Origin of the sequence: Actinomadura rudentiformis (assembly GCF_008923185.1) — a bacterium.
Classification (GTDB): Bacteria; Actinomycetota; Actinomycetes; order Streptosporangiales; family Streptosporangiaceae; genus Spirillospora; species Spirillospora rudentiformis.
Genome location: NZ_WBMT01000006.1, coordinates 357,529 through 370,636, shown reverse-complemented (window position 1 = coordinate 370,636; position 13,108 = coordinate 357,529). Strand labels below are relative to the sequence as shown.

10 protein-coding genes are annotated in these 13,108 nt (G+C 72.1%); 8 read left to right on the top strand and 2 right to left on the bottom strand.

Annotation, left to right across the window (positions count from 1 at the left end; genetic code table 11):
* Nucleotides 1-61: 61 nt before the first annotated feature.
* Together F8566_RS15325 and F8566_RS15320 are read left to right on the top strand one after the other, a co-directional pair.
* A complete protein-coding gene (locus F8566_RS15325) occupies nt 62-1,045 on the top strand; it encodes an ATP-binding cassette domain-containing protein (protein ID WP_151560867.1) in 984 nt (327 codons plus the stop codon).
* The gene (locus F8566_RS15320) at nt 1,042-1,896 is read left to right on the top strand and encodes an ABC transporter permease (RefSeq protein ID WP_151560866.1); all 855 of its coding nucleotides are present in this window, start codon (nt 1,042-1,044) and stop codon (nt 1,894-1,896) included. Before F8566_RS15325 ends, F8566_RS15320 begins: the two co-directional genes overlap by 4 nt.
* 58 nt (nt 1,897-1,954) lie before the next feature.
* Here F8566_RS15320 and F8566_RS15315 read toward each other — a convergent pair whose 3' ends face one another.
* Both F8566_RS15315 and rsgA read right to left on the bottom strand, forming a co-directional pair.
* Nucleotides 1,955-2,461: a GNAT family N-acetyltransferase gene (locus F8566_RS15315; protein ID WP_151560865.1), complete on the bottom strand. Its 507-nt coding sequence runs from the start codon at nt 2,459-2,461 to the stop codon at nt 1,955-1,957.
* Nucleotides 2,462-2,470: 9 nt separating this feature from the next.
* On the bottom strand, nt 2,471-3,433 hold the full coding sequence (gene rsgA, locus F8566_RS15310) for a ribosome small subunit-dependent GTPase A (RefSeq protein WP_225993196.1): 963 nt from the start codon (nt 3,431-3,433) through the stop codon (nt 2,471-2,473).
* A 404-nt stretch (nt 3,434-3,837) separates the two neighbouring features.
* On the opposite strand from rsgA, the gene F8566_RS15305 reads away from it, so the two are divergent.
* The 6 genes from F8566_RS15305 to F8566_RS15280 all read left to right on the top strand — a co-directional run bounded on the left by F8566_RS15305 (nt 3,838) and on the right by F8566_RS15280 (nt 13,075).
* Nucleotides 3,838-5,325, top strand: coding sequence for a hypothetical protein (locus tag F8566_RS15305; RefSeq protein ID WP_151560863.1), 1,488 nt, complete (start codon nt 3,838-3,840; stop codon nt 5,323-5,325).
* Nucleotides 5,326-5,410: 85 nt separating this feature from the next.
* On the top strand, nt 5,411-6,136 hold the full coding sequence (locus tag F8566_RS15300) for a response regulator transcription factor (RefSeq protein WP_151560862.1): 726 nt from the start codon (nt 5,411-5,413) through the stop codon (nt 6,134-6,136).
* A 4-nt stretch (nt 6,137-6,140) separates the two neighbouring features.
* A complete protein-coding gene (locus F8566_RS15295) occupies nt 6,141-7,583 on the top strand; it encodes a HAMP domain-containing sensor histidine kinase (protein WP_151560861.1) in 1,443 nt (480 codons plus the stop codon).
* Between the two features lie 81 nt (nt 7,584-7,664).
* On the top strand, nt 7,665-8,996 hold the full coding sequence (locus tag F8566_RS15290; RefSeq protein WP_151560860.1) for a bifunctional glycosyltransferase family 2/GtrA family protein: 1,332 nt from the start codon (nt 7,665-7,667) through the stop codon (nt 8,994-8,996).
* Nucleotides 8,993-11,080, top strand: coding sequence for a glycosyltransferase family 39 protein (locus F8566_RS15285; RefSeq protein WP_151560859.1), 2,088 nt, complete (start codon nt 8,993-8,995; stop codon nt 11,078-11,080). Before F8566_RS15290 ends, F8566_RS15285 begins: the two co-directional genes overlap by 4 nt.
* Nucleotides 11,081-11,086: 6 nt before the next feature.
* A complete protein-coding gene (locus F8566_RS15280; RefSeq protein WP_151560858.1) occupies nt 11,087-13,075 on the top strand; it encodes a glycosyltransferase family 39 protein in 1,989 nt (662 codons plus the stop codon).
* Nucleotides 13,076-13,108 lie beyond the last annotated feature (33 nt).

Below are 13,108 nucleotides of genomic sequence, written 5' to 3'. Positions count from 1 at the left end.
TCGTACCCAGTAACCTACTCTGAGGCCCTCAATTGCGTACGACGTACCCAGTGGAGGGAACATGGAGGAGCCGGTGGTGGTCGCCGAGGGGCTGCACAAGCACTTCGGCCGCACCCACGCCTTGCGAGGACTGGACCTGCGGGTGCCGGCGGGCACCGTCTGCGGCGTCCTCGGCCCGAACGGCGCGGGCAAGACGACGGCGGTGCGCATCCTGGCGACCCTGTCCAGACCGGACGCCGGGCACGCGCGGATCGCGGGGTACGACGTCGTCCGGGAGGCCGACCAGGTGCGGGCGCGCATCGGGCTGGCCGGCCAGTACGCCGCCGTGGACGAGAAGCTCACCGGCCGCGGCAACCTGCGCATGTTCGGCCGGCTCTACCACCTGCCGCGCCGGGAGGCGCACCGCCGGGCCGACGAGCTGCTCGAGCGGTTCGGCCTGATGGAGGCGGCCGACCGGCAGGTCAGCGGCTACTCGGGAGGCATGCGGCGCCGCCTCGACCTCATCACCAGCCTCATCCTGCGGCCCCCGGTGCTGTTCCTGGACGAGCCGACGACCGGCCTGGACCCGCGCAGCCGCGGCGAGATCTGGGACAACATCCGCGAACTCGTCGCGGACGGCACCACGGTCCTGCTGACCACGCAGTACCTGGACGAGGCCGACCGGCTCGCCGACGACATCGCCGTCATCGACCACGGCCGGGTCGTCGCGTCCGGCACGCCCGACGAGCTCAAGGCCACCATCGGCGACCGTCTCGACGTCGTTCTGGCGGACTCCTCGATGGTGCGCGAGGCCTCGACGGTCATGCACCGGCTGGCCGGTACGGACCCGACGATGACCGGAGCCGAGGCGCTCAGCGTGCCGTTGACGCGTGGCGGTGTCCGGCTCGCCGACGTCGTACGGGAACTGGACCGGGCCGGAGTGGCCGCGGCCGACGTCAGCCTGCGCCGCCCCACGCTCGACGAGGTGTTCCTGCGCCTGACCGACCGCGACGCCGATCCCGGCTCCGGCCGCGTGTCCGGCTTGGAGAAGGAGGTCGTCCGATGACCACGACGCGCGCCGCCACCCCCGCCGCCCCAATCCTGATCTCCTCGTTCGCCGCCCGCCTGCGCTGGTCGTTCACCGACGGGCTGACGCTGGTGGGGCGTGAGCTCAGCCGGCTGCGGCAGGAGCCCGGCGAGATCGTCGTCGCCCTGATCTTCCCGGCGGTCATGGTGGTGCTGTTCGGGTACGTGTTCGGGAGCGCGATCCAGGTGCCCGGCGGGGGGAACTACCGCGAGTACCTGATGCCGGGCCTGTTCGCCATGGTGACCTTCAGCTCGATCATGGCCACGACGCTGAAGGTGGCCACCGACGCGTCCCGTGGTGTGATGGACCGGTTCCGCTCGATGCCGATGGCCCGCTCGGCGGTGCCGTTCGGGCAGACCGGCGCCGACACGCTGCTCGGCGGCGTGCTCGGACTAGGGATCATGGCGGTGGCGGGACTGCTGGTCGGCTGGCAGTCGCACCGCGGCCTGGTGCCGACCGTGCAGGCGTTCCTGCTGCTCATGGTGATGCGGTACGCGGTGAGCTGGGTGGGCTGCTACCTCGGCATGGTGGTCAAGAACGAGCAGACCGCCGACCAGCTCGTGCCGCTGTTCCTGCCGTTCACGATGGTGTCCAACTCCTTCGTGCCCACGGCCGGCATGCCCGCCTGGCTGCGGACACTGGCCGACTGGAACCCGGTCAGCGCGCTCACCGCCGCCTGCCGGGAGCTGTTCGGCAATCCGGGTGCGCCCGCGGGTGACGCCGCCTGGCCGATCGCGCACCCGGTGACGGCGACGCTGTTGTGGTCGGTGTTCCTGCTGGTGGTGTTCGTGCCACTGACGATCCGCACCTACCAGCGCAAGGGCCGCTGAAGAGGCGGGTGAACGGTGATGGCCGGCGGGGAGGCACCCCGCCGGCCACCGTTGCGACTCAGACTCCGAACGGCGCCGCGTAACGGATCGTCCCGGCGGGCACCGGGCCGGACCCGCCGAGGACGAGTGCCATCAGCGCCTCATCCGGTACCTCGAACGAGGTCCGGATGCCCATCGCCGACGCCCGCCCGAAGCCGAACTTCGGGTAGTACCCGGGATGCCCGAGCACGACGACGAGCCGTTCACCCCGCTCGCGAGCGGCCTCCAGCACGGCCCGGACGGCCGCGCCGCCCGCGCCCTGACGCTGGTACTCCGGCAGAACGGCGACCGGCGCGAGCGCCAGGGCGTCCTCGTCGCCGACCTTGCACCGGGTGAGCAGCGCGTAGCCGGCCACCTGGCCGTCCGGCGACTGCGCCACCCACGACAGGTCGGGCAGCCATGCCGCGTCCTTGCGGAGGGCGTCCACGAGGTCGGCCTCCTCCAAGGTGGGAAAAGCCGCCTCGACGACGCGGCGTACGGCCGGCACATCCTGATCGGTCTCGGGCCTGGTCTTCCAGTCGGTCATGGCTTCCCCTCACCGGTCCCGGCCGTGGACCTTGTAGTGCTGGCGTTGCCACTTGGTGATGGCCTTGCGGTTGTTCTCGCGCTCGGCACGCAGCCGGGCGTCGTTGCGCGAGGCGGCCCAATCGTTCTCCCGGAGCAGTTTCCGGTAACTGTCGAGGCGTCGTTGCTGCAGGGTGCCGTCCTCGATGGCGGCCACCACCGCGCAGCCCGGCTCGGTCTCGTGGGCGCAATCGGCGAAGCGGCACTCCGCCGCGAGCTCCTCGATCTCGGCGAAGGTCTGCTGCAGTCCCTCCTCGGCATCGAACAGACCGACCCCGCGAAGCCCGGGGGTGTCGATGAGCACGCCGCCATGCGGCAGCGGGAGCAGTTCCCGGCGGACCGTCGTGTGGCGGCCCTTCCCGTCCTGGTCCCGGACCGCGCCGGTGGCGAGGAGTTCGGCGCCCAGCAGGGCGTTGCCGAGGGTGGACTTGCCCGCGCCGGACGGGCCGATCAGCACCACGGTGCCGGTGAGCACGGCGGCGGCGACGTCCACGCCGTCGCCGGTCGTGGCGCTGACCGTGACGATGTCGACGCCGGGCGCGGCGGTGGCGACCTCGGCCTCGGCGGCGGCCGGGTTGTCGCTCCGGTCGGCCTTGGTGAGGACGATCACCGGCCGGGCCCCGCTCTCCCACGCCAGGGCCAGCAGCCGCTCGACGCGGCCGAGGGCCAGGCGCGCGGCGAGGGAGACCGCGATCGCGATGGTGTCGACGTTGGCGGCCAGGACCTGGCCGTGTGACTGCTGCGAGGCGGACGAACGGACGATGGCCGTCCGCCGGGGGAGCAGGGCGGCCACGGCGGGGTGTTCCCCGGTCCGCAGTGCCGCCCAGTCTCCGGTGCAGGGACCCTGGACGGGGTCGTCGGGTGAGGCGACCGGCGTGGTGTCGGCGCGCATGAGGCCGTGCTCGGTGATGACGTCGCACTGCCCGCGGTCCACGGCGGCGATGCGGGCAGGGATCAGCCCTGCCTCGCGATGAGCGGAGAATTCTTGCTCCAGGCTCTCATCCCAGCCATAGGCAGTGAGAGCCTGCGGAAACGCAGATGAAGACAACGGATTGAACCCTTGCGTGAAGGGGCCCCGGCGCCGGCGAAGGCCGGCAGATCGTCAAGAAGGACAGTGTCAAAAAAGACGGGGTCAGCCGAGGGCCCGGGACATGAGGTGGGCCGGAGTGCTGCACGCAGCAGCCATCACCGCGACGGCCATACACCTCACCTCCCTAGAGTTCGCCGACAAATATACATGTTCCGCTCGTGCGGACGGTAGCAACCACGACATATCTCGTTGTGGTCCCCTTGGGCGGTTATGGTGAATGAGGGCGGAAACCTCACCGGGACAGGGGCATGGTGGTGGACGACAGGGTCGAAGAAGGCGCTCAGGCGCCCGGGGAACGGTCCAGGCAACGCGGCGAAGCCGCGGCGGGCCTCCCTTCCGCGGGCGGCACCGACAGGGCCGAGCCGGCGAAGCTCGACCAGACGGACAGGGCACAGCTGGCCAAGCTCGATCAGGCCGCCGCCGACCGGATCGAGGACATCTGGAACGCCCTCACCCCTGCCGCGGCCGGCGCCGCGCGGGCGGCGGCGACGATCAGCGAGCCGGTACGGCAGGCGGCGCGCGAGGCGGCCGCCCGGGCCGCCGTCCAGATCGTGGAGCAGGTGTCCGGCACCCCCGTGATGGATCTCGTTGAGCAGGCCGCTCGGGACGCCGCGGTCAAGGTGGCGAGCGCGGCGGCCGAGAAGGCGGTGGCCGAGGCCCGCGCCGCGGCCGAGTCCAACGCCGTCACCGGCGCCGCCCTGGAGGTCACCACCAGCGCCCTCACGCTCGCCGGCCAGGCCGCCCAGCATCCGATGGCGATCGCCGCGGCCAGGCTCGCCGCGCGCAATCCCTTCGCCCGCGCGGCCACCGCCACCGCCCTGGACATGGTCGACCGCACCGTCTCCGCCCCGATCGTGCAGGCCGCCACCAAGGCCGTGGTCGACACGGCGCTGGACGCGGTGGCCGACGTCGCGGTCGAGGTCGCGCTGGACGTGGGCCGCGACATCGTCGTGACCGTCGTCCAGCAGGCGGCACGTGAGGCCGCCCGCGATCTGGGCCGTGGAGTCCGCAGCCGCGCCCAGGAGGCCGTGGCGCTGGCCGAGCTCACCCCGGTGACGTCGGTCGCCGCCGAGATCGCGACCGACGTCGCCCGCCAGGCGGCCCGCAGCGAGGCCGCCCGCTCGGCCTCCGGCCTGGTGGCCGCCGCCGCGGGCAGCGCCGTGGCCCGCACGGCCCGTGGGCTGCTCACGCAGGCGGCCCACCGTGCCACCGTCTACGCCATCCAGAGGGTGATGGCCGAGCTGATGCGCGAGGCCCTCAAGCTGGCGATGAAGGACGCGCTGCGCGACCTGATGCGCGATGTCGCCAAGGACGTGGTCGTCGACGTCATGAAGACGACGTGGCTGACGGCGACTCAGCCCGCCCCGGCCCAGCGCGAGCCCGGCGGCGTCTCGGTCACCGACCTGGTCGCCCGCGCTGCCCGCGCCACCGCGACCCTGGTGGCCGACAATCCCGCCACGAGCGGCGCGGTGAGCTCGGCCACCGGCATCGCCGTGCGGGCCACGACCCGGACGGCGCCGCGCGCGATGCCGAAGATCGCGGTCAGCACGCTCCAGAACGCCTCGCGGTACCGGATGGGGTCCCGCCGCAACCGGCTGGAAACCGCCCCTGCGCTGCCCGCGGCGATCATAACTGTCGTCGCCGGCGCCGCCGGCGACGCCACCACGGCCGTCGTCCGCACCACGATCGGCACGGACCGTGCCTCTCGCACCGATCGCACCGATCGCGCCTCGTAAGCGGCCGCTCAGAACTTCGTGAGAGATCGATGAGAAACGGGCCGGGGCGTGCCGAGCCGCGGTATCCGCTGGATACGGTGGGTGCATGGAGCCTGGAACGCAAGGGGCGGCACCGGCCCGCATCTTGATCGTGGACGACGAACCCGCCGTACGGGAGTCGTTGGTCAGGAGCCTTGAGTTCGAGGGCTACGCGGTGACCGAGGCCGCCGACGGGGCGATGGCGCTCGACCGGGTCTCCCGGGACGAGCCCGATCTCGTCGTGCTGGACGTGCTGATGCCCCGGATGGACGGCCTGACCGCGTGCCGCCGCATGCGCGCCCAGGGGGCGACGATGCCGGTGCTCATGCTGACCGCCCGGGACATGGTCGGCGACCGCGTGACCGGCCTGGACGCCGGCGCCGACGACTACCTGGTCAAGCCGTTCGAGCTGGACGAGCTGCTGGCGCGGATCCGCGCCCTGCTGCGGCGCAGCGCGATGGCGGCGCCGGCCGGAGGCGGGCCGGCCGAGGAGATCCTCACCTTCGACGACCTGCGGATGGACACCCTCACCCGGGAGGTCACCCGGGCCGGCAAGCCGCTGGAACTCACCCGCACCGAGTACATGCTGCTGGAGATGTTCCTGCTGCACCCGCGCCAGGTCCTCACGCGCGAGCAGATCCTGGAGACGGTGTGGGGCTTCGACTTCGAGCCCGCCTCCAACTCCCTCGACGTGTACGTGATGTACCTGCGCCGCAAGACCGAGGTCGACGAGCTGCCGCGGCTCGTGCACACCGTCCGCGGCGTCGGCTACGTGCTGCGCTCCGCGGCGTGATCACGTGACGAAACGCCTCACGCTCCGCGCCCGCCTGGCGCTGCTGACGGCCACGGCCGTGGCGCTGGCGGTCGCGGCGTGCGCGATCACCAGCTGGTTCCTGGTGCGCGGCCAGCTCTACGCCGAACTCGACCGGCGGCTCAAGAGCGCCGCGGGCCCGCCGAGTCCCCCGGGCGAGGCGCCACCGCGCTTCTGGCGCTTCACCCAGCAGCTCACCTCCGACCTGCAAAACTGCCAGCCGACGGCGACCAACCAGGGGAGCAAACCTCCTCCGCCCGGGCCGTACCAGATCCTGCAGTTGGTGACCGCCGACGGCCGCCCCTGCGCGGTGCCCTATGCCGGTTCGCTCGCGGTGACCGACGCGGACGTCGAGGTGGCGAAGGGACAGCGGCGTGACTCGCTGCACGACTGCACGGGCATCGACAAGTACGGCGAGCAGGTCAGCGTGCGCGTCTACACCGTGCAGTTCGAGGCGGACGACGGCACGCGGGCCGCGGTGTCCTACGCCCTTCCTCTCGACGAGGTCGAAGGACCGCTCAGCACGCTCGCGTGGCTCCTCATCGCCGTCTCGGCGCTGGGCGTCCTGGTCTCGGCGGCCGCCGGCCTGGTGATCGCGCGGGCCTCGCTGCGGCCGGTGGACGAACTGACCGACGTGGTCGAGCACATCGCGCGGACCGAGGACCTGGACACCACGATCCCGGCGGAGGGCGTCGATGAGATCGCGCGGCTGAGCCGTTCGTTCAACACGATGACGGCGGCGCTGGCCGCCTCACGCGAACGGCAGCAGCAGCTGATCGCCGACGCCGGGCACGAGCTGCGCACCCCGCTGACCAGCCTGCGCACCAACATCGACCTGCTGATGCGGTCGGAGGACACCGGCAGGCCGCTGCCGCCCGAGACCCGGCACCGGATGCTGGTGAGCGTCAAGGCGCAGATGCAGGAGCTCTCCAGCCTCGTCGGTGACCTGCTCGAACTGGCGCGGCCCGAGCAGGAGGAGCCGGTCCAGGAGGAGGTCGGCCTGCACGAGGTCGTCGAGCGCGCGGTGGAGCGTGCGCGGCTGCGCGGCCCGGGCCTGCACATCCAGGCCGAGACCAAGCCGTGGTACGTGCACGGCGATTCCGGCTCGCTGGAGCGCGCCGTGGTCAACCTGCTCGACAACGCGGTGAAGTTCAGCCCGCCGGACGGCACCGTCGAGGTGCGGCTGGCCGACGGCGAGCTGACGGTGCGCGACCACGGCCCCGGCATCGACCCGGAGGACCTGCCGCACGTCTTCGAGCGGTTCTGGCGTTCGACATCGGCGCGCAGCCTGCCCGGCTCCGGGCTCGGGTTGTCGATCGTCTCGCGGATCGTGCACGAGAGCGGGGGAGAGGTGCGGCTCGACCCCGCCGACGGCGGCGGGACCCTCGCGCGCGTCCGCCTCCCCGGCGCCGTGGCGCCGACCGCCTGACGCTCTCCCCTCTGGGGCTTTCTCATCCGCGCTTAATGATCGGCTCAGGCCACTCCCACACCGGCTGGCGACGGTTGTCCCATGAGCCAACTGGTCACCGACACGGCACCTCCCGCCGCGACGCAACCCGGCCGCCCGGACAACGGCGGACGGCAGCGCCTGGTGGAGGTCGTCGTGCCCGTCCACAACGAGGAGCACGTCCTCGAAGCCAGCGTCAGGCGGCTGTACGCCTACCTGACCGAGACGTTCCCCTACCCGTTCCGCGTCACGATCGCCGACAACGCCAGCACCGACTCGACCTGGCACGTCGCCGAGGAACTGATGGCCGAACTCCCGCGGGTGCGGGCGGTGCGACTGGACCGCAAGGGCCGCGGCCGCGCGCTGCGCCATGTGTGGAGCGGCAGCGACGCCGACGTGGTCGCGTACATGGACGTGGACCTGTCCACCGACCTGAACGCGTTCCTGCCGCTGGTCGCGCCGCTGATCTCCGGCCACAGCGACCTGGCGATCGGCAGCAGGCTGTCGCGCGGCTCGGCGGTGGTGCGCGGGCCCAAGCGTGAGATCATCTCCCGCTGCTACAACCTGCTGCTGCGCACCACGCTCGCGGCGCGCTTCTCCGACGCGCAGTGCGGCTTCAAGGCCGCGCGGACCGAGATCGTGCAGGCGCTGCTGCCCTCGGTCGAGGACGAGGAATGGTTCTTCGACACCGAGCTGCTGCTGCTCGCCGAGCGCAACGGGCTGCGCATCCACGAGGTGCCGGTCGACTGGGTCGACGACCCCGACAGCCGCGTCGACGTCCTGCACACCGCGCTGGACGACCTGAAGGGCATGGCCCGGGTCGGGCGGCGAATGCTGACCGGCGCGTTCCGCGCGCCCGTCGGCGGCCGGCAGCGGCCGAAGCTGCCGAACGGCATGGCCCGGCAGCTGCCGAGCTTCGCCATCGTCGGCGTCATCAGCACGCTCGCGCAGCTGCTGCTGTACGTGCTGCTGCGCACGGTCACCGGGCCGTTCGCCGCCAACGCGCTGTCCCTTGTGATCACCGCGATCGGGAACACCGCCGCCAACCGCCGGTTCACCTTCGGGGTCACCGGCACGCAGGGCGCCTTCCGGCAGCAGATCGAGGGCGGCGTGGCGTTCCTGCTCGGCCTCACCCTCAGCACCGGTGGCCTCGCGCTGCTCCACGCCGTCGCGCCCGGCTCCTCGCGGGTCGTCGAACTCGCCGCGCTGATTTGCGCCAACGGCGTCGCCACGCTGGTCCGCTTCCTTCTTATGCGTGCCTGGGTCTTCCATCCCCGCCGGGTGGAGGCACGGCAGACCCGGCAGGCCCACCACGTTCAGCCGAACTCCATGCAAGCCGACTTCACACAGCCCAACACCACGCAGCCGAACATGACCGGGGGCCAGAACCGATGACCACCTTCCGAACGATCGCCACGCCGCAGGTGGCGGAGGCGCCGCCCGCCGAGGTGCCGAGGAGGAGCCGGGGCGTCCGGCTGTTCCTGGGGCGGCCTGAGGATCCGGCCTGGGTCCGGCCCGCGCTGTGGGGAGTCCTGCTGGTCGCGGGCGTGCTGTACGCGTGGGGGATGTCGGCGAGCGGCCACGCCAACTCCTACTATTCCGCGGCTGTGAAGAGCGGCACTCAGAGCTGGAGCGCGTTCTTCTACGGCTCGCTGGACACCGGCAACTTCATCACCGTCGACAAGCCCCCGATGGCGTTGTGGGCGCAGGCGCTGTTCGGGCGGGTCTTCGGGTTCTCCACGTTCAGCCTGCTGTTCCCCGAGGTGCTGATGGGGGTCGCGGCGGTCGCCATGCTCTACACCACCGTCCGGCGCGCATTCGGCTACAAGGCCGGGCTGGTCGCGGCGGCCGTCCTCACGCTGACGCCCATCACCGTGGCGATCAACCGGGACAACAACCCCGACACACTGCTGGTGCTGTTCCTCGTCCTGGCGGCCTGGGCGGTCCAGCGTTCCATCGAGTCGGGCCGGGTGCGCTGGCTGCTGGCCTCGGCGTTCTTCGTCGGCTGCGGCTTCAACACCAAGATGCTCCAGGCCTACCTCGTCGTGCCCGCGCTGGCGCTCGCCTATCTGATCGCGGCGAAGTCCGGCCTGCCGCGACGGATCGCGCACCTCGTCGGCGCCGGTGTCGTGCTCGCGGCGTCCAGCTTCTGGTGGATGCTCGTCATCGACCTGATCCCCGCGTCGAAGCGCCCGTACGTCGGCGGCAGCACCGACAACACGGTGTGGGACCTGGTCATCGGATACAACGGCCTCGGCCGGATCTTCGGCCAGGGCGACGGCGGTCGCGGCGGCGGCGGAGGCGGGGGCGGAGGCGGGGGAGGGGGCGCGAACTTCGGCGGCGAGTCCGGAGTCGGGCGTCTGTTCAACGACATCCTGGGCGGTCAGATCTCATGGCTGCTGCCGTTCGCCGCGATCGCGCTGGTGGCGGGCCTGATCCTGGTGTGGAGGCGGCCGCGTGCCGATCTGGCGCGGGCGAGCCTGCTGATCTGGGGCGGCTGGCTGGCCGTGCACTACCTGGTGTTCAGCCTGGCCGAGGGCACCTTCCACCCCTACTACTCGACCGCGATGGCGCCCGCCATCGCCGCGCTGACCGGTGCGGGCGTGGTCCTGCTGTACGAGGCCGGCAAGCGTTCGGCGGCCTGGGCTTTTGCCCTGCCGGCCGGGGTCGCCGTCACGGGTGCGTGGTCCTTCGTGTTGCTCAACCGCACTCCGGACTGGAACCCGTGGCTGCGCTGGGTCGTCGTGGGGTTCACCGTGGCGGCCGTTCTGCTCCTCGTGGCCGGGCGGGTGCGTCGTCCAGCCACAAAGAGCAGGACGGCCATGGCCGCGCTTGTGGTCGCGCTCGTCGCGGGGCTGGCCGGGCCGGGTGCGTACGCCGTGTCGGCGGCGTCCGAGCCCGCGAACGGCACCAACCCGCTGGCCGGCCCGAGCAGCGGATCTGGCTTCGGCGGACCGGGCGGCATGCGCGGTGGCCCGGATGGAATGCCCGGCGGGATGCCACCCGGCCTGAGGTCGGGCCAGGCGCCCAGTGGCGTTCAGGCGCCGAACGGTCAGGCGTCCAACGGTCAAAGGCCGGACGGCGGCGGTTTCAGAGGCGGCATGCGCGGCCAGGTCGACTCGAAACTGGTCTCCTACCTGGAGCAGCACCGCGGGAGCGCGCAGTGGCTGGTCGCTGTCGGCAGCGCGCAGCAGGCGGCGTCGCTGATCCTCCAGACGGGCGAGCCGGTCATCGCGATGGGCGGCTTCTCCGGCAGCGATCCGGCGATGACGGTCGCCAAGCTGCAGGAGTACGTGAAGGAAGGCAAGCTGCGCTACATCCTCATCAACGGTGAGGGCCGCAGCGGGCCCGGTGGCGGGGGCGGCACCGAGGTCACCGCATGGGTGAAGAAGAACGGCACCCTCGTCGATCCGGCCACCTACGGCAGCTCGACCTCGTCCACGTCGGGCGACGGCGCGCAGCTCTACCACCTGGGCTGATCTCACATGACATCGACTACGACATCGACACATGACGCACGCTGGGCCAAGCCCGCGCTGCTGGCCCTGCTCGCGCTGACGGCGGTCCTGTACGTGTGGGATCTGGGTTCGTCGGGCTGGGCGAACTCCTTTTACTCGGCCGCGGTCCAGGCCGGGGCGTCGGACTGGAAGGCGTTCTTCTTCGGCTCCTCCGACGCGTCCAACGCCATCACGGTCGACAAGACACCGGCCGCGCTGTGGCCGATGGCCCTGACGGCGCGCGTGTTCGGGGTCAACTCCTGGAGCATCCTCGTCCCGCAGGCGCTGATGGGCGTGGCCACCGTCGGCACGCTGTACGCGACCGTCCGCCGGGGCTTCGGCGCGGGCGCCGGGCTGCTGGCGGGCGCCGCGCTGGCGCTCACGCCGGTCGCCGCCCTGATGTTCCGCTTCAACAATCCCGACGCGCTGCTCGTCCTACTGCTCACGGTGGCGGCGTACGCGCTGGTGCGGGCCCAGGAGAACGCGCGCACCGGCTGGCTGGTACTGGCGGGTTCGTGCGTGGGGTTCGCGTTCCTGGCCAAGATGTTGCAGGCGTTCCTGGTCGTTCCGGTGTTCGCGCTCGTCTATCTGGCGGTGGCGCCGACCCCGGTGCGGCGCCGGATCTGGCAACTGCTCCTGGCGGGTGCCGCGATGGTGGTGTCAGCGGGCTGGTGGGTGGCGGTCGTCGCGCTCGTCCCCGCCGGGTCTCGCCCGTACATCGGCGGCTCGCAGCACAACAGCGTGATGGAGCTGGCGCTGGGCTACAACGGGCTCGGACGGCTGAACGGCGACGAGACCGGCGGGCTGGGCAACCTCAACCAGGACGCGGGCTGGCTGCGCATGTTCGGGGACACGATCGGGGGCCAGATCTCCTGGCTGCTTCCCGCCGCCCTGATCCTGCTGGCGGCCGGGCTGTGGATCACCCGGCGCGCGCCGCGTCCCGATCCGGCGCGTGCGGCGTTCGCCCTGTGGGGCGGCTGGCTGCTCGTCACCGCGCTGATCTTCAGCTTCATGCAGGGGATCTTCCACGAGTACTACACGGTCGCGCTCGCCCCGGCGGTGGCGGCGCTGGTGGGCATGGGCGCGGCTCTGCTGTGGCAGCGACGGCGCACCACGGCGGCCACCGCCGTCCTCACGGGCACGCTGGCGGTGACGGCGGTGTGGTCGTACGTGCTGCTCGGCCGCACGCAGGACTGGCACCCGTGGCTGGGACCGGTCGTGTTGCTCGGCGGACTGGTCGCCGCCGGGCTCCTGCTCGCCACGGTGTGGCTGCCGCGCGTGGTGGTGGCGGGCGCCGCGGTGCTGGCGATGGTCACGGCGTTCGCCGGCCCGGCCGCGTACGCCGTGGACACGGTGACCACGCCGAAGCGCGGAGCGATCGTCACGGCCGGGCCGTCGACGGGCGGCGGTCCGGGCGGTGGACCCGGCGGGCCTCGGGGCGGCTTCCCCGGCGGCCGGCCGCCGGGCATGCAAACAGGCTTCGCGCCAAGGCAGGACGGCGATGGTTTCGGCGGCGGCGCAGGTCAGGCCCGGGGTCAACGGCCGGGCGGCCTGGGCGGGGCCCGCGGAGGCGGCATGGGCGGCGGTCCGGGCGGCCTGCTGAACGCCACGACGCCGAGCGCGGAGCTGACGGCCCTGCTGAAGGCCGACGCGGGCTCCTACACCTGGGTGGCGGCGGCCGTCCGGTCGAACAACGCGGCCGGGTACCAGCTGGCGACCGGTGAGCCGGTGATGGCGGTCGGCGGGTTCAACGGCACCGACCCGGCGCCCACGCTCGCCCGGTTCCAGCAGTACGTCCGGGAGAAGAAGATCCACTACTTCATCGGCGGCGGCACGGGCTGGGGCCTGGGCGGCGGGATGGGGCGGTCCTCGGGCGGCAGCGACGCCGCGCAGCAGATCAGCACCTGGGTCACGGCCAACTTCACGCCCAGGACCGTCGGAGGCGTGACGATCTATGACCTCACGAGCTCGGGGTGATGTACTCGGGAGCGAGGCATACCGAAAGGAGAG